Origin of the sequence: Pseudodesulfovibrio alkaliphilus, from assembly GCF_009729555.1 — a bacterium.
In the GTDB taxonomy this organism is placed as follows: Bacteria; Desulfobacterota; Desulfovibrionia; order Desulfovibrionales; family Desulfovibrionaceae; genus Pseudodesulfovibrio; species Pseudodesulfovibrio alkaliphilus.
In genome coordinates this window covers 1-22,329 of sequence record NZ_WODC01000006.1, presented here as the reverse complement: position 1 = coordinate 22,329, position 22,329 = coordinate 1, and the positions used below count along the sequence as shown (strand labels likewise).

The 22,329-nt window shown below is 62.2% G+C and carries 16 protein-coding genes; 6 read left to right on the top strand and 10 right to left on the bottom strand.

Going from position 1 to position 22,329, the window contains the following annotated elements:
* Positions 1 to 160: 160 nt before the first annotated feature.
* The 5 genes from GKC30_RS09855 to GKC30_RS09835 form a co-directional block, all read right to left on the bottom strand.
* Positions 161 to 865, bottom strand: a complete 705-nt coding sequence (locus GKC30_RS09855) for a hypothetical protein (RefSeq protein WP_155934567.1) — start codon at positions 863 to 865, stop codon at positions 161 to 163.
* Positions 862 to 2,118, bottom strand: coding sequence for a L,D-transpeptidase family protein (locus GKC30_RS09850; protein WP_155934566.1), 1,257 nt, complete (start codon positions 2,116 to 2,118; stop codon positions 862 to 864). The genes GKC30_RS09855 and GKC30_RS09850 overlap by 4 nt, the downstream gene beginning before the upstream one ends.
* A gap of 66 nt (positions 2,119 to 2,184) precedes the next feature.
* Complete coding sequence (gene pyrE / locus GKC30_RS09845; protein ID WP_155934565.1) at positions 2,185 to 2,745, bottom strand: orotate phosphoribosyltransferase; 561 nt, start codon at positions 2,743 to 2,745, stop codon at positions 2,185 to 2,187.
* A 6-nt stretch (positions 2,746 to 2,751) separates the two neighbouring features.
* Positions 2,752 to 4,047, bottom strand: a complete 1,296-nt coding sequence (purB, locus tag GKC30_RS09840; RefSeq protein WP_155934564.1) for an adenylosuccinate lyase — start codon at positions 4,045 to 4,047, stop codon at positions 2,752 to 2,754.
* Between the two features lie 79 nt (positions 4,048 to 4,126).
* Entirely contained in the window at positions 4,127 to 4,465 is a 339-nt protein-coding gene (locus GKC30_RS09835) for an FmdB family zinc ribbon protein (protein ID WP_155934563.1), read from the bottom strand.
* Between the two features lie 588 nt (positions 4,466 to 5,053).
* On the opposite strand from GKC30_RS09835, the gene GKC30_RS09830 reads away from it, so the two are divergent.
* From GKC30_RS09830 to GKC30_RS09815, 4 genes are all read left to right on the top strand, one after another.
* Complete coding sequence (locus GKC30_RS09830; RefSeq protein WP_155934562.1) at positions 5,054 to 5,557, top strand: hypothetical protein; 504 nt, start codon at positions 5,054 to 5,056, stop codon at positions 5,555 to 5,557.
* 250 nt (positions 5,558 to 5,807) lie between these two features.
* The gene (locus GKC30_RS09825) at positions 5,808 to 6,080 is read left to right on the top strand and encodes an acylphosphatase (protein ID WP_155934561.1); all 273 of its coding nucleotides are present in this window, start codon (positions 5,808 to 5,810) and stop codon (positions 6,078 to 6,080) included.
* 253 nt (positions 6,081 to 6,333) lie between these two features.
* Positions 6,334 to 7,317: a chemotaxis protein gene (locus tag GKC30_RS09820; protein ID WP_155934560.1), complete on the top strand. Its 984-nt coding sequence runs from the start codon at positions 6,334 to 6,336 to the stop codon at positions 7,315 to 7,317.
* Positions 7,314 to 8,897: a DUF885 family protein gene (locus GKC30_RS09815; protein WP_155934559.1), complete on the top strand. Its 1,584-nt coding sequence runs from the start codon at positions 7,314 to 7,316 to the stop codon at positions 8,895 to 8,897. Before GKC30_RS09820 ends, GKC30_RS09815 begins: the two co-directional genes overlap by 4 nt.
* Before the next feature lie 57 nt (positions 8,898 to 8,954).
* On the opposite strand, the gene GKC30_RS09810 is transcribed toward GKC30_RS09815, so the two are convergent.
* The 5 genes from GKC30_RS09810 to GKC30_RS09790 form a co-directional block, all read right to left on the bottom strand.
* A complete protein-coding gene (locus GKC30_RS09810; protein ID WP_155934558.1) occupies positions 8,955 to 10,694 on the bottom strand; it encodes an HD domain-containing phosphohydrolase in 1,740 nt (579 codons plus the stop codon).
* 15 nt (positions 10,695 to 10,709) lie between these two features.
* Complete coding sequence (locus GKC30_RS09805; RefSeq protein ID WP_155934557.1) at positions 10,710 to 11,090, bottom strand: response regulator transcription factor; 381 nt, start codon at positions 11,088 to 11,090, stop codon at positions 10,710 to 10,712.
* A 105-nt stretch (positions 11,091 to 11,195) separates the two neighbouring features.
* Positions 11,196 to 13,718, bottom strand: a complete 2,523-nt coding sequence (locus GKC30_RS09800) for an ATP-binding protein (protein WP_155934556.1) — start codon at positions 13,716 to 13,718, stop codon at positions 11,196 to 11,198.
* Positions 13,715 to 14,857, bottom strand: coding sequence for an ABC transporter substrate-binding protein (locus GKC30_RS09795; RefSeq protein WP_231117122.1), 1,143 nt, complete (start codon positions 14,855 to 14,857; stop codon positions 13,715 to 13,717). Before GKC30_RS09795 ends, GKC30_RS09800 begins: the two co-directional genes overlap by 4 nt.
* A gap of 273 nt (positions 14,858 to 15,130) precedes the next feature.
* Positions 15,131 to 17,812: an ATP-binding protein gene (locus GKC30_RS09790; protein WP_155934554.1), complete on the bottom strand. Its 2,682-nt coding sequence runs from the start codon at positions 17,810 to 17,812 to the stop codon at positions 15,131 to 15,133.
* Positions 17,813 to 18,138: 326 nt separating this feature from the next.
* Here GKC30_RS09790 and GKC30_RS09785 point away from each other — a divergent pair, with 326 nt between their 5' ends.
* Both GKC30_RS09785 and GKC30_RS09780 read left to right on the top strand, forming a co-directional pair.
* Positions 18,139 to 20,964: an SIS domain-containing protein gene (locus GKC30_RS09785; RefSeq protein ID WP_155934553.1), complete on the top strand. Its 2,826-nt coding sequence runs from the start codon at positions 18,139 to 18,141 to the stop codon at positions 20,962 to 20,964.
* Between the two features lie 51 nt (positions 20,965 to 21,015).
* A complete protein-coding gene (locus GKC30_RS09780; protein WP_155934552.1) occupies positions 21,016 to 22,134 on the top strand; it encodes an AAA family ATPase in 1,119 nt (372 codons plus the stop codon).
* The last annotated feature ends 195 nt before the right edge of the window (positions 22,135 to 22,329 follow it).

Below are 22,329 nucleotides of genomic sequence, written 5' to 3'. Positions count from 1 at the left end.
ACCCGACCATAGCATCGCGGCGGTGCCGGGGGAAGATTGCGTACGAACAAGGCCATGACGCCATCCCCTCTGATCCGGGAGGGCGTTGACGAGGCCAAGACAGGGGAAGAAAGAGGGAATCAGCCGCTGCTCCTCCAATGGCAGGAGAGCGGAGGCGAGGTCAGGCCAGGATGTGATACAAGGGGTAGGTCTCGGCGAAGACGACCTCGCCGTCGCTGCCCTTGATCTCGAGCCTGAGACCGAAGACATCCTTCTGTTCCACCCCGTCGGGCAGGGAAAAGGTGGTCTGGATGCGCTTGAAACGCTGAATCTGGAAACCAAGGTCGCTGGCATTGGTCTTGGCCATCAGTGTGCCGCCGTCCTTCTTGACCAGGGCCAGAGTCGCCTGTCCCGCCGCTGCGCGGGCCGACTGAAGGTTGTTCAAATCAAAGCTGACAGTCATCTTGCGGCTGGCCACCCGGGCCTGGAGGTTTTCCACGCTGACCATTTGAGTGTCGACCCGGGTGAAAATGCGGTTGAGATCAACGGCCTCGCCTTCCTTCTCCCGCTCCAGTTCGGAGGTGGCGGCGGCAAGCAGAGACTGCAACTCGGCCGGATCATAGGATTGGAGAATTTTCTCCATGTTGCCGAGCCGCTCGAGCCGGACCTCGGCGTCAACCAACCGCTGTTCCAGGCTCTTGTTCTCCGTACGCAGGTCAACATTGCGCTTGACGCCGCGAACTCCCATGAATATCCCGCCTGTCGCGCACAGCAGCAGAAATATCTGAACAAAGATGAACATCTTGAGCCAGAAAGGGCTGACGCGATACCGGGTCACGTCCCGATCATCGCGCATGAAGAGAACACTGTATTTTGAATTGCTCATCGTCCCTGTCTCCACTCCTCGCTTTCGATCTTCAATGCGCCGCCGTCCGGGACGAGGACAAGGGTCTTGCGACCAACATCGGAATAGCCAGAGGCATCCTGAAACGTCTGCAAGAAGGCGACCTGAATCCCACGGGGATGCTGGCTCACGGTCAGTTCTCCAATTTCAAGCTTAACAGGCGCAGTTCTCTCCCACAACGTCTTTTTGTATTCCGTAATGGCGGCCGCGCCTCTGCGTTTGCCCTGAACCGCGCCCGAGGTATAGAAATCGCGGTAGTTTTCTGCATCCATGGTCAGCCAAGCGGTGCGCCACGCTTGGACCAGCTCTCGCGACTGCTCTGTCTTTGCGGCCATGTACTTGGGCGTCAAATCCTCGCCGGGACGGGTGTACTCGCGGCCGACGATACGCCAACGGCCCTCGCCGTCGCGCTGCCAGTAAAAGCGCTTGCCTGTGTTGGTGGCAAGTCCTGCGGTGCGGTAATACTGGTCAAACCATGTTACCCAATAATCAGGGCCGGATACGGCCTGGATGTTGTCCACCATGACCTCAATCCACGGCTTGGAAGCGAAAACCGACTTCTTGTGCGCCTTGAAGGCATTGAAACCGTTGCGCTCGGAAAGGGACATTCCCACCGGATCATAGTGCTCGAAAAAGGCGTCACTCATGTTTTCCCAATCCCTGGCCCATTGCCTGAGCTGCGCGGCCAGGGCCTCTGCCACCGCGTCTTCTCCGCCGGGCTCCCGGGTCCAGGAAAGATCGTGGGCGATGACCACCGGGGTGCCCAGGGCGAACTCGCGGGCCACGTCGTGCATATCGGGCACCTTGAGAGCCACGCACCCCTGAGTGTCGCGGGGAAGAAATTCCTTACCCCTTCCATGAATCCAGATGCCGCTGCCCGTCTTGCCCTTGATGCGGTCCACGGGGTTTGGATAGTTGAGTGCGTAGGCGAGGTCGCCGTACAAATCCCAGTCGAGTTTCCAGTTGATGCGCTGGCCGATGAAGTACACACCCTCCGGGGTGCGCAGATCGCCCTCCACCAGCTTGTCACCGTCGGCCTGCCCTGTGGTGCAGGGGAACCGGAGCAGCTCGCGAAGGGGGCTGAAGCGCTCCAGCATGACCAGGGTCTGGGAGGACTTGTCCACGGCCAGGAGGCGCGGCGGACCGTAGGAGTGGGATGTCAGCGTGGAGACCCACCCCTGGGCCAGGGCCGACGTTGCACACAAAAGGTATGTGAAAATGACAAGTAAACGCATGCGGTAGCCAGATAACCCCTCGCCCTCAGGCTCCAGAAACCCCGAACAGGACCTTTTCGGAACGAATCATCGCCCCCCGGCCGCCAACAACGCCTTGCGGGTGAATATGGCCTCGAGCCGGAGCCCCGCCTCGTCAAGCCGCTGGCGTCCGCCCTCCTCGCGGTCGAGAACGGCAAGAACCCCCGCAATCTCAAGCCCGGCCTCACGCACACGCTCGGCCGCAGTGAGCAGCGTGCCTCCGGTGGTGCACACGTCCTCCAGCAACACGACCCTGTCGCCCTGCGCAAAGTTGGCCAGCCCCTCCAGGTACTGGCCGGTGCCATGCCCCTTGGCCTGCTTGCGGATGATAAAACCGGGCATGGGGCGCCCCTCCATATGGGACACAACGGTCACGCTCGACACCAGCGGATCGGCCCCGAGGGTCATTCCGCCAACGCCCTTCACCTCATAGTTCTTAAGCATGTCCACGAACAGCCGCCCGATGAGATAGCTCCCTTCCGGGTGCAGGGCGGTCTGTTTGCAATCGAAATAATAGTCGCTTTTTTTGCCCGAGGTCAATGTGAAGTCCCCCTCCTTGTAGGAAAGGTCCAACAGCAGGCGGGCCAACCGTGTCTTCAATTCGTTCATATATCCCTATCCCTTGAACACCCTGGCAAAAATGTCGTTCTCGTAACGCTTGTAATACGAGGGGTCAAAGGCTTCGTCAAGGACGTTTGCCGCCAGACGGGAAGTCACGGCCGCGTCCCTGCGGATATCCTCCTCAAACTGGATGCGCTCGGCCCAACAGCGCATGGCCACCTTCTGGACCATCTCGTAGGCCTCCTGGCGCTTGAAAAAAAAAACGATGAGGGCGTTGAGCACCCGCTGCGAATAGAAAAGCCCGAAGGACCCTTCCAGGTTGCGCCGGATGTTGTCCTCCTTGACCACCAGCCGCCCGAGCACACCGCACATGCGATGCAGCATGTAATCAATGAGGGCCGTGGTGTCGGGCATGATCACGCGCTCCACCGAGGAATGGCTGATGTCGCGTTCATGCCACAGGGCCTGGTTCTCCATGGCCGCCAGGGAGTTGGAGCGGATGAGCCGGGCCAGCCCGCAGAGGTTTTCGGCCGAGATGGGATTCTTCTTGTGGGGCATGGCCGAGGAGCCCTTCTGCCCGGCGCTGAATCCCTCCTCCACCTCCAGCACCTCGGTGCGTTGCAGGTGGCGCAGCTCAAGCCCCAGCCGTTCGATGCCGCCCGCCAGCATGGCCAGGGCGGTGAAGAACTGGGCATAACGGTCGCGCTGGACGATCTGGGTGGAGTGCGGGTCCGCCTTGAGGCCGAGCAGGGCGCAGGTGCGCTCCTCCAATTCGGGGCTCAGGTGGGCGAAGGTGCCCACAGCACCCGAAAGCTTGCCCACGCGCACCGCCTCGCGAGCCGCCTGAAACCTTTCCCTGTGGCGGGCAAACTCGGCGTAAAACCCCGCGAACTTGAGTCCGTAGGTGGTGGGTTCTGCGTGGATGCCATGGGTGCGGCCCATGCACAACAGCCCCTTGTGCCTGTGGGCCATATCCTTGAGTACGTCAAGAATGGCGTCAATGCCTTCGGCGATGATGGCTCCGGCCCGGGTCAACAGTACGCCGTTGGCCGTGTCAACGATGTCCGACGAGGTGCAGCCCAGGTGAATATAGCGGGAATTGGGGCCGACCTTTTCCTCCACCGCGGTCAGAAAGGCGATGACATCGTGCTTGGTGGTTTCCTCGATCTCAAGGATGCGATCCAGATTGAAGTCGGCCTTGGCGTGAATCTCATCGCAGGCGTCCATGGGCACCTTGCCCATCTCGGCCCAGGCGCGGGTCACGGCCAGCTCCACCTCAAGCCACACCCTGAACTTGTTCTCCAGGGTCCACAATTCTCTCATAGCCGGGCGGGAATATCTTTCGAGCATGCTCTTGTCCTTGTGGAGATTCGCTGCGGCATACGCCGTCAAGAAAAAAGGCAGCCGGGGCTGCCTTTTCCGCTGTTCGTCAGGAGGCGGACCCTGCGGACGGCGTGTCCGCGGCCGCCTTCTTGCCGGCCGGTACCGCGTCGCTGCATCCGGCATCGCAGCCTGATGCCGCGCAGTCGGGCTTGTCCGTCCCGGCCTTGCAGCCGGACTCGGTGCAGGAGGTGGCCCCCTCGGACTTTTTGGCCGCATAATCGGTTACATACCAGCCAGATCCCTTCAGGTGGAAGGACGTGTGCGAGATGAGCCGACTGGCGGGGCGGCCGCACTCGGGGCACACCATCTGGCGCTCCTCAAAACCGGACTGCCATTCCTCGAACACGGCGTCGCAGCCGGTGCATTGATATTCGTAGATGGGCATGGTCAAGCCCCCTAGGACTTCAATGGGTTTTCAGACTGTTGAAAAACGAAGAGCCTCTGCGACACGCATGTGTAATCGTCTCTTCGATCCGCACAGAGAGCTTCTGCGAAAGGATCAAGTCCCCGCGCAAGGGGCCCCCTTGGCCTTGATCTTTGCGCCGATCTTTGCAGTCCCGGTCCGCAGGATGCGCCGAAAAAGGCTCATCAACGGCTCAAGGCTGCCTCTCATCGTTTTTGAACAGCCTGCGATTTCATTATGATCAAAGATATGATCAACTGCCTGTGACGATTGAACGGCCAGACTAGGCCTTGGCCGCTGCCTTGGCCTCGCGGATGCGGGCCTTGATCGCCTTCATCCGGCGCTGCCGCTTGCGATCCAGTTCCTTTTTGCGCTCATGCTTCTTGTGACGTGCCATTTCGGCCTCCTTGGAATAGTTCCGCCCTATTGGGCTTTCTCTCTTGCGAGCCGCATCTGATATAACACTTGCCATCCCTTTGTCCAGCCCCGCGCTCAAGGATTTTCCCTTGACGCGCCGGGGCAGGATGACCATATTCCCTGTTCCAACGCCACTTCAGACGAGGATGAACCATGATCAGAAGCGTGAGTGTGAAAAGCGCCATCAAGGATGCCGTCGAAATATTTCAATTCGACCTGTGGCTCAGATTCCATTTTGTCACCGAAGAGGACGGCCAACTCTGGATCAGGGTACCCGATCAGGTGATGGAGCAAATCGACAAGGACCACCCCTCCCTGCACCGGCTGGCAGACATGGTCAACAACGCGCCCATTGACTACAAGCGGGCGCAGGAGAATGTCTGCGCCTATGTCGGTGCGCGCCTGGACGGGCAGAAATACGAGCACACTGTCCTGCCCCAGGTCTTTGACAGCGCGGCCTTCAAAATCGAGATGTACATTTTCAACCTGTGGATGAAGATGCACGAACAGCATCTGGACGAGGAATACACGGACTTCAAGGGCTGGCTGGAGTTGTACGCGGGCTGGAACTCCCTTGACGAGGTCAAGGAATACCGCGCCAAGCTGGTGGACAGCGGCACCGATCCCGGCACCCCTTCCTGTCCCACGGCCCAATAGCCCGCAACCAGCCCTCGCCACGCAAAGGCCCCGCCCCGATCCCCGGTGGCGGGGCCTTTGCGTGGGCGCAGGGTCTATTGCCCCGGGGCCATCGGCAGTCAGCGCCGTACCGCCATGGCTCCCTGTCAAAACGGCAAAGACAAGCCTCTGCCCCGCCGACTCAATACGCCATACCCCCTTTTCAGAATCTTTTTTTTTCCGTATAGGTAAGACACGATGGAATCACATACAGTTACGGGAGACAATCATCATGAAGAGCTACACCTGCATCGTTGAAGGAAAAGTCACGGGCGGAAAATTCCAATCCTGGGTTATTGACGCGGCCTTGCGCCTCGGCCTGAAGGGATGGGTCCGCAACATTGACGACCGCAAGGCGGAAATCCTGGTCCAAGGCGAACCCGAGGCATACGAGGCTCTCAAACAGGGCTTGGAGAGCGAGGCCCCGGTTCCGGACCTCAAGAAAGTCACCTGTACCACCATAGAGTACGACAAAGTCCACGATCGGTTCGAGGCGCGAGGCTGATCGCGCCAGATACAGCCGGACAACATGGCCGCCGAACCGCCACCCGCCAGGGCGTTGCGGTCGGCGGCCACTTTCGCACCCTGCCGGGACGTACCAGGAGCAACGGCTTCAGGCTTGCCAAAGCCGACAGAATCCCACGCGGATATGCCTGCTGACCAGCCCCGCGCACTTGCAAGGGGGGAGTGGCATGGTATAAGGGTGGTGGCTCGACTTTTCGAGCAACACCACGCGACAGATCCCGGAGACCGCATTCATGCCCCAAACCAAGATCCTGCTCGAATCCGGCACCAACGAGGTCGAGATCGTCGAATTCCACCTCGACGAGGCTCGGCCGACGGGCCGGTACAGGGGCTACTACGGCATCAATGTGGCCAAGGTGCTGGAAATCCTCCAACTGCCGAAACTCTCCGACATGCCCGAGGTCTCGCATCCGGCCGTGCTCGGCGCCTTCAACCTGCGCCGGGAGATCATTCCGCTGGTGGACCTGGCCGCGTGGCTGGGCAAGAAACGCGACGAGAGCGGACCGCCCAAGGTCATCGTGACCGAATTCAACCGCACCAAAAGCGCTTTCCTCGTCTCGGGCGTTACGCGCATCCACCGCATCAACTGGGGCCAGGTCGAAGCGCCCACCGGCTATGTCTCATCCCTGTCGGTCAACTCCATCACAGGCGTGGTCAAGCTCGCAGGCCGCATCGTCTTCATTCTGGATATGGAGAAAATCTGCTCGGAACTCGATCCCGACGCCAAACCCGTTCCCGAACCGGACGAGGACATTCGCCGTGAGTTGAACAGCCGCAAGGTCAAGGCGCTGGTGGCAGACGACTCGGCCATGGCCCGCCGGATGATCGCGGGCATCCTGGAGAAGGCCGGATTTACCGTCCATCAGGCCGAAAACGGCGACCAGGCCTGGCGCTACCTGCTCAACGCCCGCAGCAAGGCGGCCCAACCCGGCCGTACCCTCTCGGACCTTGTCGACATCGTGGTTTCGGACATAGAGATGCCGGTCATGGACGGCCACAGCCTGACCAGACTGATCAAGGAAGACCCCCTGCTCAAAGACCTGCCAGTGGTCCTGTGTTCGTCCATCATCACCGAAACCCTCCACCACAAGGGAGTAGCCGTGGGGGCAGACGACCAGATATCCAAGGCCGAACTCGGCGAGCTGGTCGCAAGGACCCACCGTCTGCTTGTCCGGTCCGACCGGAACCGTCCGCCCCAAGCCCGGCCCACGTCATGAAGATCAAATCCGCCGACGCATTTTTCTCCTATCTTGGCAAGCACTTTCCGGTCATGTGTGCATCCGGGGCGTTTCCCCTCATGCCGCCCGTTGCCGCCGCGGCCGACTGGCTGGACCGGCTCGACGATCTCTCCCGCAGGGGCATTGCCAAACATGTGCTCAAACTTAAGGAATTCCGCAGGGACTTCGAGACCGGCGCAGCCAAGGCCGGGACAGCCGAGCGGGGAGTGCTGCTCGCCCTGGCCCGCTCCGCGGCCTGTGCCGTGACCGAGCTGGACCGCGTGCGCAGCTGGGCAAAAACGCCGGAAATTTTTCTCCAGGTGGCCTTCACCGGCCTGGAACAGGCGGTGGACCTGCCAAGCAAATCCCCGGCCGTGCGCCAAAAACGGTTTCTCAAGCGGCTCAAGGCGATCCCCGGCCTGCTCGCCCTGGCCCCGGACGCCATAGAGACCGTGGCCCATGCCGACCGCGCCCGCAGCCAGACCATGATCCGCGACTGTGCCAGGTATGTGACCGGACTGAACGAAAACGACCTGGGTCGGGTCGGCAAGGCCGCACGTCTGCTTGAGGACTGCCTCCACGCCCTCAGAGACTTTGACCGCTTCGTGGCCTCCAGGCCCGAACCGATCGATGCCGACGGCCCGTCCTTCGCCCTCATGGCCGAGGGACTTCTCGATACCGACCTGCCTCCAGAGGCGCTCTACACCCTTGCAGAAGCGGAATTCTCCCGGCGCATGGAAGCGCTTTGCACACTGGCTGCGGGGCTCGGCACGGACTGGCGCAAGGCCCTGGCCGACCACAACGGCCCGGTCGACGCGGCCCAGGAGCCCATGGATACCGTGATTCGCGAGATTCACCGCCTGCGCACCTTCTTTCTCGACACGGCCCTGCCCGGCGTGTTTCGCGACAGCGGACTTCGCGTCGATCCCCAGCCCACGCACCTGGCCTCCACCCTGGGCCCCATCCACTACGATCCGGCCCTGGGCGCATGGCCCGACGAGCCGTCGCGCTGCTATGTGAGCCCCGCGATGTTCGCAGGCAGAGGCTTTCGCGACAATCCGGCCAAACTGGCCCGGATGCGACGCGAGTTCATGTTCATGGCCGCCCGCCAGACCTACCCCGGCCGCCATCTGCTCAACTCCGGGCGGCGCACCCTGAACGGCTCGCCCTTGTCCCAGATCACCAACCCGCTGTTCATGGCCGGCTGGTTCGCCTTTGCCGAAGATATGCTGGAAGAACTCGGCTACATTTCGTCCCCGCTGGACAGGCTGGTCCTCCACCACCGGGGACTGCGCCGGGCCGGACTGGCCATGATCGACGCCGGGTTGGCCACGGGCTCACTGGACCAGGACCGCTGCATGACCATCCTGGCCGACTCGGGCCTCTCGCGCGAGGAGGCCCTGGAGCATGTGCTGGCCATCCGCATGGCCCCCACCAGCCGGATCATGCCCGTGCTCGGCCTGCACGAGCTGACGGCCCTGCGCAAGCGGTGCGGCCTGGATCTGGGTGCGTTTTGCAAGGCGATCTTCGCCCAGGGCCAACTGCCCTTTCCCGCCCTGGCCGAACGCCTGAAACCCTGACCCGGCGCAGACCAGCCCGTCAGCCCCGGTTCCTGGAGCACCGACCAGGGAGCCGCCTCAAAGGGTGGCGAATCTGCCGATTTCCGAGAGGTGGGTGACGCGGGCGAACCTGACCCGGACAGAGAGGGCCTCGATGCGTGTCACCTGGGCGCGAAAGAAGGTCACAAGGTCACGGTCGAGCTTGCCCTGCTCCGCCTCGCCGGCAAGAACCCTGATGGCCTCGCTACGGGTTGAGGCGGGCTTGTAGTGCCGTTCCTGGGTCACGGCGTCGTAAATATCCACAATGGCCATGATCCGACTCTGGACGAGAATTTCGTCGCCCCTGAGCCCATCCGGGTAGCCGCTGCCGTCCATGCGCTCGTGGTGCTGGCGAATGATGGCCAGCATGTTGGCGTAGCCCTCGTGCAGGGGGATGTGCTGCAAGATGCGTTCGCTCTCGGCCGGATGACGCTGAATCTCCAGGCGTTCGTCGTGCGTCAGGTTGCCGTATTCGAGCAGCAGGGCGTCCAGCTCGTCGTCATAAAGCAAGGGAAATTGCTCGCCCCCCGCTCCCCAGCGCATGGCGCCCAACCGCCGGATATGGTCCAGCTCCTCAGGAGCCGGGGTCATGGCCGTGTTGAGGGCCCGCACCCGCTCATAGGCATCGGCCCAGTCGAAGTCCGATGTCAGGCCGTGCTGTCGAAAACGGGCGCGAATCACCTGCATCCGCCGTTTGGGCAGCCGCGAATCCTTGGTCAGCACGTCCTCCCTGATGCCTATCTTGCCCACGTCGTGCAGGATGCCGGCGTAATAGATCTCGCGCAGCTCCTGGTCATTGAATCGAACCCCGCAGGCGCCGCCCTCGCCCAGCAGGAAGGCAAAGGCCACAGCAAGATGGGCCACACGCTCGGAATGCCCGGCGGTGAATGGATCGCGGGAGTCGATGGCCTCCGCGAGGGCCTTGAGGATGGCGTTCATGAGGGTCTGCACGCCCTCGAAGTTGAAGGCGTTGCTCACCGAGATGCCCGTGACCGAGGCCAGGGTGGACAGGCTCTTGCCATGGGCGGCCTCGAACGCGCCCGGCGCGGCCGAAGCCAGCACCAGCAACCCCTCGCACCGATTGGGCGACATGAGCGGTATCAGGAGCATGGACTCGACACCCGCCATTTCTCCATGCCAGCGACAGTCGCCGACCAGATCATTGACAATCTCGCCGCGCCCCGCCCGGATCACCTCGGAGAAGAGATCGCAACCGGCAAGTCCATCGAGATCGGCTGCCGAGGAAAAACCGAACTGGGCAGCCGGCCGTAACCTGCCGCTACCCGGCTCGCACAAAAAAACCATGCCCATTTCGCCTGGATAGTTCTCGCGGCGGCACTCGTCCATGAGTGCGCCCACCACGTCGCGCAGACGCAGGGAACTGTTGATGACCGGAACCAGCCGATGCAGCAGGGCCAGCTCGCGGTATTTGGCCAGCGCCTCGTCTGCGATGGAACGCCGGGCCTGCCCCATGTCGATGAATTCCTGGATGGTGAACGCCGCAAAGTCGAGAAGCCGCCGGGCCTCGTCGCGACCAGCCGTTTCGGCATGCAGACGCAGCCTGAGTTCCGCTTCGCCCTCGCCATCAAGCCGCAAGGGTGCGCGGACCACCCCCGGATCGGACGGGTCGAACTCCGACAGCCCCGAGGCGCCCTCGGCCAGCACCACCTCGCCTCCGAGAACTATGGCCAGGGGACAGCGCTCCCCGGTCAACTCAAAAGCCTTGCGCAACAGTGTCCGCAACGTGCCGGGACGGATGAATCTCTTGAACGAACTCATGGGGCCGAAGCCGATCTACAGTCCAAGCATGTCCTTGGAAACTTTGAGAATCTCATCTGGGTCAAAGGGTTTGGTCATGTACATTCTGGCTCCCAGCTCAAGCCCCTGCTTACGATCCACCTCCTGCCCCTTGGCCGTGAGCAGGATGATCTTGACGCCCTGCAGGCTCTGATCCTCCATGACGACGCGACAGACCTCATAGCCGTTCAACTTGGGCATCATGATGTCGAGAAAGACGAGGTCCGGGTGCTCGCTGCGGATAAAGGCAAGCCCTTCCTCGCCGTCCGAGGCCGTGAACAGCTCCACGTCATACTCGTCCTCCAGCTCTTCGAGCGTCTGCTCAAGAAGCATCTTGATGTGCACCTCGTCATCGACAATGAGAATCTTCTTGGCCATATCGCGACTCCTTGACCGGGATGGAGTGTTCTTTTCGCCAGTCCCCGCCGGGACTGCAGGATTCCACGCATACCCTAAGCCGTCCTGACGACGGCGGCAACCCCGTTATATCGTTTTTTCCCACCCGGACCGTGCGGGCATGATGATCACCGTCACTCCCGGTGCCCGCGCAAGCAGATCGATGTCGATCTTCTCGGCCAGTTCCGCGGGAATGAGAACAAGCCCCCGGAACCCGCGCTCCACATGACTCCATATCTGTTGCGGCGGGCAGAAAGTCGTGTCGTCCGGGCAAACGACGGTCAACCCCTCCACCGTGACATCCTCCAGGCCGCCGAGCACAAGGCAGGAATGGCGCACATCCTTTCTGAGCAGCAGGGCGCGCACCACCTCCACCAGCCGCCCGTCGTCCACGGGCTTGGTCAGGGCCACGTCGCAGCCCGGCGTGGCGCTCTCGCTTAAGGCCGAGAGAACCAGAACCGGAATATGCCGCGTGAACGGGTTGTGGCGAAGGCACCGGATGGCCGTTCGCCCGTCCATGCCCGGCATCATCAGGTCCATGGTTATCAGGCCGGGCAGATGATCGCGGGCCATGACCACGGCCTGCTCGCCGTCAGCAGCGACCATGACCCGGAACCCGTTGCCTTCAAAAAGTTCGGTGAAATAGGCCCCGAGGATGGGATCGTCATCCACCACCAGGATGAGCGGAGGCAGATTTCGATCTTCGGAAAGGCGCACCAGCATGGCCGAGTCGGGCTCGGGCAGCACGGCCCGACAGGCAGCGTCCATGTCCTGGGTGTCAGTCCGGGGCACCAGGGCCGGGATGGAAAAGAAAAAGACGCTGCCCTCCCCCATTTCGCTCTCGACCCAGATGCGGCCGCCGTGGCGCTCCACGATCTGGCGGCATATGGGCAGCCCCAGGCCCGTGCCCGCAGGCTTCTCGGTCAGGGTGTCGCCCACCTGCTTGAACTTGTCGAATATTTCGCCCATGGACGACTCCGGGATGCCAGGGCCGTGGTCGGCCACGGACACGAGCACCTGGGCGCGGTCCAGATGCGCCCGACAGGTCACAGGCCCTCGCGAGGCGAACTTGACCGCGTTGGAAATGAGGTTGACCAGCACCTGGACCAGCCGGGCATGATCGCCGCGTACCGGAGGCAGGTCTGCCTCGGCATGGATGACCACCTCGATGCCCTTGGCACTCCACAACCCCCTGGTGGCGTCTGCGGCCTGGTGCATGACCTCGCCCATGAACACCGCCCTGTCGTGCCAGACGATCTCCCCGGCCTCCATCTTGGCGATGTCGAGCACGTCGTTGATCAGATCCGTCAGACGCCTGGCCTCGGTGACGATGATTTCCACATTGTCCGCCACCTGGGCAGCCATCCGGGATGCCTCCGGATTTTCGTCCAGGGCGGGAAGCACCGCCGTATCGAGCTTCTTGCCGATGAGCCGGGCAAAGCCGAGGATGGAGGTCATGGGGGTGCGCAGTTCGTGGGACACGGTGGAGATGAAATCAGTCTTGAGCTGGTCAAGGGCCTTTTCGCGGGTGATGTCGCGCACGAGGACAACGCCGCCCAGGCAACGGGCCACGGGATCGGCCACCAGGATGGACGAGCCCACGGCCATGCCGGTACGGCCCTGAGGCAATGGAATCTCCGCCGACTGGATGACCCCCTCGCAGCTGCGGATGGCCCGGGCCAGATCCGCAACCTCCACGGGAAACACGTCGGCCGCAGCAAATCCCGAATAGTCCTTGTCGCCCAGGCCGAAGAACTCGCGCATGGCCGGATTGACCACAGACACCGCCCCGGCAGGGCTGATCACCAGCAGACCGTCGGCCAGGTTGTCGATGATGGCCGACAGATAGACCATGTGCTCGCGCAGTTCACCCGTGGCCTTTTCCACCTCGGACTCCATGTCCGAGAAGAGCCGGGCCAGCTCGCGGGCCATGGAGCGCATGGTCCTTCCCAGATGCCCCACCTCGTCGCGAGAGGTCAGCTCGATGTCGGCCGAGAAATCCCGCGAGGCCAGCCGGTCCGCATACTCGGTCAATTGTTGCAACGGCCGCGATATGCGCCTGGTGACCACGAACAATATCCCCACACAGGCCAGCAGGGTGGCGAAGAGCAGCGCCTGCATCCTGACCACCGTGGCCCAGAAGTAGCGCTTTATCAGTTCCTTGCTCATGCCCACATGCACATGTCCGGCCACCCCGGCCAGGACCGGCACACCCACGTCGATGACCCGGCCAAGGGACTCCACCGTCACCTGGGTCACGCGCACACCGTCTTCCGGCTCGGCCAGAGTGGCCAGCCTGGGCGGCATCTCGGGCACAAAAGTGTGCGAAACAACCGTCCGGTCACCGTCGCGCACAAAGACGTAGGCCACCCCCTCGATCTCCAGATACTGATCGATCATGGCCTGCACCGTGGCCGAATCGCGATTAAGCAGGATCTCCTGGCTGGCTCCCGCGATGGACTGCGCGATGGCCGTGCCCTTGCTCACGTACTCGGCCACCATCCGGTCATGGAGCATATAGGCGGCCAGGGCGGAGGTGAGCAGGGCGACGACGCCGAAAAGCGCCACGGCCAGGATGCCTGTCTTCTTGAAGATGGAGAGACTCCTCATGGGCGCCACGCTTCCCAATGGGCCTCGCTCACAGGCACGAAGGCGTCCCCCTCCACTGTGGTGAAATACACCCGGTCAAGCCCTTGGTGCCTCTCGGGACCGAAGCTGACAGGCACATCGATGCCAAGGTCCATGTCCCTGACCGACTCTGCCGCGCCAACCAGGCCAAGGGCCGGATTCTCCTCGAGATTCCGCAGAACCCGAGTCATGACCACGGCATTGAGATACCCCTCGAACCCGGCGAAGCTGTAGCGGAAAGTCCTAAAGTGCGGGTCAGATCCCTCCGGAGGGGCCGGGTCCACCGCGTCCATGAGCTGTCGATACTCGCATACCGCGGGGAGGCTCATATCCTCGTAGCTCGGCACCACCTGGGAATTGACCAGATGGCGGGTGTAATCGAGGCCGCGCTCCCGGCTCAGGGAGACGAGCAATTCCAGCATGTTTTCGCTGCCCACGAAGGAAAGGTTGGCTATGGGCACGTCCAGCCCGGCGTCGCGGGCGTCGCGGATGAAGGCCGCGCCGGGGGCGTAGGTTCCCACCACGATGATGGCGTCGGGCCGCGAGCGGCCCAGGATGCGCACCTGCTCGGCCATGGAGGCGTCAAACCCGGTGCCGCGCCGGTAGGTGGCCTCCCCCGCCAACGTCAAGCCGTGAACCGCCAAGGCCCGGCGCACACCGTCCCAGCCGCTGCGCCCGTAGGCGTCGGCTTGGTAGAGAACGGCGATGCGCTTGCGGCCAAGGGAGACGAAACGGTTGACCAGCCCCGCCACCTCCTGCCGATAGGACGCCCGCAGATTGAAGACATGCCGATGGTGGGGCGGCTCGCGCTGAGGCTGGGCCCCGGTGAAGGGAAAGAAAAGCGGCTTGACCGCACCCGCCCCGCCGCCCAGAAGCGGCAGGATGCGCGTCACGGTAGGCGTTCCCACATAACCGAACAGACAGAGGATGTCGCCACGGCGGATCAGGTCGATGGTGTTGCGGATGGCCGGTTCAGGCTGATAGCCGTCGTCGAGGGCCACAAGGACCACGGGCTTGCCGTTGATGCCCCCGCTCCTGTTGAGCTGGGTGAAGTAGGCCACGGCCCCGCGATACAACTCCACCCCCAGCCCCCGGCTCTGCCCGCTGAAGTCGGCGGACATGCCGAGAACGTAGCCGCCAGAGCCCCTGGGTGCCGGTTCGGCACCCGCCGGCCCTGCGCTCCACACGGCCAAGAACGCAACCAGCACAAACGCGGTGCTCCGCCCCAACAAGGGGATAATGCCCAAACAGCGTCGCATGTTCCTCCGGCCCTGGCCGCGGGGGGAATGCCTCGCGGCATACGGATGGCCCATTTCGCTACCATGTTGTGACGGATATGAGAAGCTGTTTGTTTTCGATCACTCACCGCAACGGCAGGGGCGAGCCGCGACAGCTTACCCGGCCAAAGGCGCATCGGCCAGGGCTGCGGCCGGGGCATCGGGAAGCAGCAGCACCTGGACAGAGGCTCTTGAACACAAGCGGGGCAGATCAAGGGAGCAGGCCATGGCTTCAGGCACCACCACCGTGCCTTCGAAGCCGTCGCCCAGAATGGTCCACATCTCTTCCTCCGAGCAGCGGGTGACGCTCTGGCCGCACAGGCCGGGCAGCCGGCACCTCCCCGGCTCGGTCACGCCGCCAAGGGCCAGGACGGGACGCGGCGGGGCGCTGTCGCCGATGAGAGCGTGGACAGCGCCGATGAAGGCATCCGCGTTAACCGGCTTGATCAACGCGGCGTCGCCCCCGGCACTGTGGCAGGCCTCCGCCACCGAAACCACGAGGATCGGGATGTCGGCAAGGCGGCCATCGCCGCGCAGGGCGCGGATGGCCTCCCGGCCGCCCATGCCGGGCATAAGGATGTCGATGGTGATCAGGGCGGGCTTGCGCCGGGCGGCCTGCGCCAACGCCTGTTCGCCGTCACAGGCGGCATGAACGCCGTAGCCCTCCCGCTTGAGCAGCATGGAAAGGTAGTCCCGGGTGGCCGGATCGTCGTCCACCACCAGCACCAGCGGTCGGTCCCCGGAAGCGGCCGGAGGCAGGGACACATTCATGACCGTACCGCGGCCCAGCTGGGATTCCGCCCAGATCCTGCCCTGGTAGTGCTCGACGATCTGGCGGGAGATGGCCAGCCCGAGCCCGGTGCCGGAGGGTTTCTCGATCAGCGTGTCGCCCTTGTGGGCTTGATGGAACTTGTCGAATATCTGCTCAAGCTCCCTGCCCCTGATGCCCCGACCCGTATCCTCCACCCGCAGCCTGACCATGCCCTGCCCGTCAAGATAAAGATCCACGGCCACCTCGCCGAAATCGGTGAACTTGATGGCGTTGCTCAACAGATTCATGAGCACCTGATGGACGCGGTCCGCGTCGGCGTGGACAGACGGCACCGGCTCCATGCGGCGGAGGACCAGACGCACCTGGGACTTGGGCGTGAGCAATCCGCTGGCCGCGCCAACCGCCCGGTTGACCGCCCCTGTCATATCGACTTCGGTGAAGCGCCAGTCTTCCCGGCCGGACTCAATGCGGCTTAGGTCGAGCACGTCGTTGATCAGGCGTGTCAGCCGCTCGCCCTCGCTGCCCATGATTTCAAGGTTGCTCTGAATGCGCTCGCCAAGCCGCCTGGCCTCCTCGCTCTCGGCCAAGGGCATGAAAATTCTGGTGAAGTCGCGGCGGATGATCTTGGAAAATCCCAGCAGCGAGGTCAGCGGGGTGCGCAATTCATGGGAGACGGAGGAAAGGAAGGCGGATTTCAGCTCGTCAAGTTCCATGAGCCGTGTATTGGCCTCGCGCAGCTCCATGGCCTTTTCCACCAGCACCTTGGTCCGCTCGCGCACCAGGCCCTCCAAATCGGAGTTCCGGGTGGTCAACACGTCCGCCGCACGCTTGCGCTCGGTGATGTCGGTGATCACGACCACGGTTTCGCCGCGGCCGCTGCGGTAGGTGGTCACAACCGCCCAGCGGCCGTTGCTCAATGGCTCGCTCACCGGGGGCCCGAGGGTGCGATGCCGCTCAAGGCGCTCCAGAACCCACTCCTCCTCGCGTCCCACGGCATTGGGGAAGAGCCCGCTCCCGGCCACATGGCGACAGACCTGTTCCACGGTGATGCCGGGAAGCAGCAGTCGGTCCCCTTCGGGGAACAGCTTTCTGGCCATGGCGTTGGCGATGATCAGCCGCTCGCGATGGTCGTAGAGCATAAAGCCCTCGGAGATGGCGTCGATGGCCTCCACCAGCCGTTCGCTGGCCATGGTCGCCCGTCCCTCCAGGTCGTTGACCAGGGCGGTGATGCGCTGGGCCATGGCGTTGATGGAGAGAGCCAGCCTGCCGAACTCGTCATCGCTGGAGATCTTGGCCCTGGCTTCGAGATTTCCCAGGCTCAGCTCCGTGGCCGTGTTGCTCAAAAGCACGATGCTGCGGGCCACCGTGCGATGGATGACGCCGATGATGCTGGCCGCCAGAAGAAGCGCCAGAAGCACCGAAGCGATAAGCATGGCGCGGATCAGCCAACTTGACCGGGCTATCTCCTGATGGGCGTCGCGGGCCCTGTCCGTGGCAGCGGCGGCCATCTGCCGGACAAGAGAGGTCAAACGCAGATATTCGCCCTCCATCTCGCCATGGGCGCGGACAAAGGACTGATCCTCCACCCCCACGGTCCCGGCCAGATCCACAACCCTGCCAAAGAGCGCTCCATAACGCTCGATGGATGCGCTCAGTTCCTTCAACCTCGCAGCCGTGTCCGCGGCCATGCCCCCGGCCTCGCCCCCGAAACGGCCCATGTCGCGCAACCACGCGGCATTTCGCCCGGCCTCGGCCAAACGCTGGGCAAACTCGGGAACATAGACACGTCGCGCCCCGGCCATGCCGAGGTCGTTGATGCGCTGGCGAAAATCCCGCTCGGCCTGTCGCGCCAACTGGAGCCGGGAGTCCATCTCCAGGGCCATCCGTTGCATACGCATGGAGTCGGCCACGATGTCCCCGGCCTTCTTCTCCAGCACGAAAAGGGCGGCGATCCCTACCGCCGCCACCAGCAAAATAAGGACAAGCATGGACCCGAGAGCCGCCGCGAATTTGCGAACGACCCCCATGGAACGCCATCTTGAATTGAAAAACCGAAGAATACTCATGCCACTGCGCCCACATTTTGGCCAGCATCCCCACCACGGAACAGCGAGCCCACCGACGCAACCTCCCCAAGGCAGCATCGCCCGGCGACACTTCAGTCACCGATGCGTCATCACCCGTATTCCATATAATAATGGATGTCCAGCAGCCACCGGACCGCCGGACTTGCCAAGGCAGGACAGGTGCAGTAATTCCTAGGACGCGTCCCGGGCGCCCCAGCCCGCACCCCGCGGGCGGAGCAAGGCGCAGCCGTCGTCGCCCAATATCTCACCAGGAGTTCATACCGCACATGTGTGGAATCGCCAGTTTTCTGAGCAACAGACAGTGGACCAAAGCCCCAGACGCCACGTGGCTCGCCCCTGTGGCCGAGGCATTCGAGCGGGTCGTTTCCGGCTCCGACCTCATGGAGGCCGCCGCCCCGCTTGCCGAACTGACCGAGCGCTTTTACGAGCTGATGGCCTTTGGCCTGCACCTGCAACTGGCGACTGCCCCGGCCACCCGGCAACGCCTTGAAGCCGTGCGCGACGCGATCCGAAAGCTGCGGGGCGCTGCCTCGGTCAAGCTGGAGCAAGGACCGCGCACCGACGCCCTTGAAGCCCTGCGCGAGCAGCTCGACGACTATCTCTGGCAGATCGATCAGGAAGTGCTGGCCAACGTGGACCGCACCCTGGCCCTTATGCCGCCCGCACTGGCCGCCGACACAGCGGCCCGCGACCGCCACTTTCTGGCCTGGGGCATGGAACAGGTCCTTGAATCCATCGACAAGCTTGAGGTGCGCGGCCGCGACTCGGCCGGGGTGGCCGTGGCCTTCATCCTGCCTGCGGGCATGGACCCCGAGCTGCGCCTCTCCCCGGACCAGAAGGCGGAATTTCAAGACCGTTGCTCCATCGCCCACGCCGACACAAGGCAGGTGCTGGTGCGCAAGCTCGACGATGGCCGCACAGCCTGCCGCTTCCTCTACAAGGTGGCGCAGTTGGTGGGCCAGTTGGGCGACAACGGAGCGGCCCTGCGCCGATTCATCGTCGAGGACCATCTGCTCTGGACCATGGCCGAGGGCCTGGAGACCCTGAACATCATTGCCCACACCCGCTGGGCCTCCAATGGCATCATTTCCGTGCCCAACTGCCACCCGGTGGACGGGCTGGTGGAAGGCGGCGTGTCCACCGGGCTTGAAAAGACCATGTTCGTCCTCAACGGCGATGTGGACAACTACCGCACCCTGGTTGAAGAGACCGTGGTCTCCAAGGGGGCGTACATCCCGCCCGTCATCTCCACCGACGCCAAGATCCTGCCCGTGCTCTTCCACATGGATGCGCCCGAAGACGGCGATGCCGAAGACCGCTTCCGCAGTGTGCTCAAACGGTGCGAAGGCTCCCTTGCCGTGGTCATGCAGAACTTAAGCGACTTTGACAGCCAGTTCCTGGCCCAGAAGGGCAGCGGGCAGAGCTTCTATGTGGGCCGCACCATCGACGGCTGGCTGGTGGCCAGCGAGGCATACGGCATGGCCGCCAGAGCCCGCGCCTCCTACCCCATCGCCGTCCACCGCCAGGGCGGCGTCTCGGTCATCCTGCGCGACGACGATCCAACCGACGCCGTGCCTGTGGCCCGATTCCTCGACTCGGGCGAATCCGTGCCGCTAAAACCCGAGAAAATTGAAATTTTCTCCCGCGACATCTTCCGCGGCGAATACAGCCACTACATCGAAAAAGAGGTCCACGAAGCGGCCGACTCGGTGCGCAACACCCTCCACGGCAAATACCTCAAGGAGCAGGGATGCGCGACCTTCCTGCCCGAGGGATTCGGCAACGGGCCGGGGCTGGTGGCCCGGTTCTCCGCCGCAAGCGAACCCGTGCGGCGGATCATCTGCGTGGGCCAGGGCACGGCCGCCGTGGCCGCCATGGCCGTGGCGCGCCTCCTGCGCCGCTCCCTGGCGGGCAGCGGCATCGCCATCGAATCCTACACAGGCAGCGAACTGGTGGGATTCATGGGCGACGAAGGCATGGACGACGTGGTCCTGGTCCCGGTCTCCCAGTCCGGCACCACCACGGATACCAACCGCGTGGTGGACCTGTGCCGCGACCGGGGCGCCTGGGTCAACTGCATCGTCAACCGGCGCAATTCACCCCTGGTCCAGAAATCCGACTCCTACATCTACACCAGCAACGGACGCGACGTGGAGATGGCCGTTGCCTCCACCAAGGCGTTCTATTCACAGGTGGCGGCCGGCAAGCTGCTCTCCCTGTGGCTGGCCAGCGAGCTCGGCACCATGGATCAGGCTTCGGTCCTGGCCGAGGTTGAAGCCCTTGAGGGGCTGCCCGCCCTCATCGAGAAGGTGCTCGAAGGCAAGGAGGCCATCGCCGAAGTGGCCAGAAAATACGCGCCCGTCCACCGCTACTGGGCGCTGGTGGGCAACGGGGCCAACTGCGTGGCCGCGCAGGAGGTGCGGATCAAGCTCTCGGAGCTGTGCTACAAGTCCATCCCCTGCGATGTGACAGAAGACAAGAAACACATCGACCTTTCCACCGAGCCCCTGACCCTGGTCATGGCCAGCGACCTGCCCGAGCTGGTGGTCACGGACACGGTCAAGGAAGTGACCATCTTCAAGGCCCACAACGGCTCGCCCATCGTTTTCTGCGCCGACGACGAGACCCGGTTCGACGGGGTGGCCGAGGCGGTCATCAAGGTGCCCCGCGTGGGCGGCGGCCTGGACTTCGTGACCGAGACCGTGGCCGGACACTGGTGGGGCATCGCCGCGGCCCAGGCCATCGACGCCCATGCCGAGCCATTCCGTGCCGCACGCATCACCCTGGGCGGGATGATCGCCGACCCGGCAGCCTGGAACCGCACCCAGCTCCTCAACCAGCTCAACAAATGCGTGGATCGCATCGCCTCAGGAGCCACCGACTCGGCCCTGCCCGCCCGCGTGGCCGCCGCCCTGGCGAACTACATGCTCTGGCTGGTCAACCAGTCGCCCTCCATCTGCGCCGCCGAGGCCCGCCTGGCTGACATCCTGACCATCCTCAACAAGGCTATCGAGGAAATGACCCGGCCCATCGACACCATCCGCCACCAAGCCAAAACCGTCACCGTGGGCATCAGCAGACCCCAGGGGTAGGATGATTGTGGGAGAACACATCCTCGTTTTGAAAAGAAATAGGATTTAGTCATGAAGTTGCGAACAATCCATGTGAAGGGTTTTAAATCCATCAATGCTCAGGACGGACAGAACATCCCTTTTGGGGATATAACTGTGCTATTAGGTGCCAACGGTTCTGGAAAAAGCAATATAGTATCGTTATTTGAAATGCTTAACTTCATGACGACCGGCGCCCTTCAGCAGTATGTTGGCAAACATGGGGCAAGTCGCCTTTTGTTTTACGGAACGAAAGAGACCAAATCTGTTTCACTCACGTTCAATTTTGAATCGGATTTAGCTCATAGTAAATATGAGGTAAGTTTGTCACATGGGTTGCCGGATCGATTGTTCGTCAGCGGCGAGAAAATTACCTACCACAGAATCAACCCTCCATCGTCAAGACCACAAGAATACTATCTTGATGCTGGAGGCTCAGAATCGCAGCTAGGTAACGACAGTAACAAAACCAGCAAGACTATTTACAAACTGTTATCCGGCATTCGCACCTATCAATTTCATGACACGTCAGACACCGCCAAAATCAAAGATCGTGGCTATGTAGACGATGCCAGGTATCTTCGCCACAATGCAGGCAATCTAGCAGCATTTTTAAAAATGCTGAAAGATAATACCAATTACAAGAAATACTATGACCGAATTGTTCGCCACATCCGTCGAGTGATGCCTCAATTCCACGATTTCGAACTTACGCCTATTACTGGTAACAAGGATTACGTTAGATTGAACTGGATCGATAGTCTCAACAGCGATTATCTTTTTGATCCTAACCAAATATCAGATGGTTCGCTACGCTTTATGGCTCTAGCAACGCTCTTGTTACAACCACCTGCATTGCTGCCCCAATTTATAGTCTTGGACGAACCTGAACTTGGGTTGCATCCGGCGGCAATTGCTGAGTTGGCCAGCATTGTTCGTTCTGCCTCCAAAAAAACCCAGATACTTATGGCAACCCAGTCTACCCGACTGGTGGATGAATTCTCTCTTGACAATCTGGTGGTTGTCGAAAGAGATGACGAACAGCAGTGTTCAACATTCCAAAAATTTGATTCCGAACGACTGAATGAGTGGCTTGACCGCTATAGTCTCTCGGAGTTGTGGGAAAAAAATGTGTTGGGTGGGCAGCCATGACCCGTTTGCACATTACAGCTGAGGGGCAAACAGAACATGCTTTCGCCCAAAAGGTACTCGCACCACACTTAGAACTTATCCGTAAATAAATAGACTTTTTCTAGAGAATTTGGCATGCTCTCTCCATGAGGAGGAGCCATGTCTACCAAAGTCAAATCCTGGGAAGTTTCTGATGAATTCTGGGCAATTGTTGAA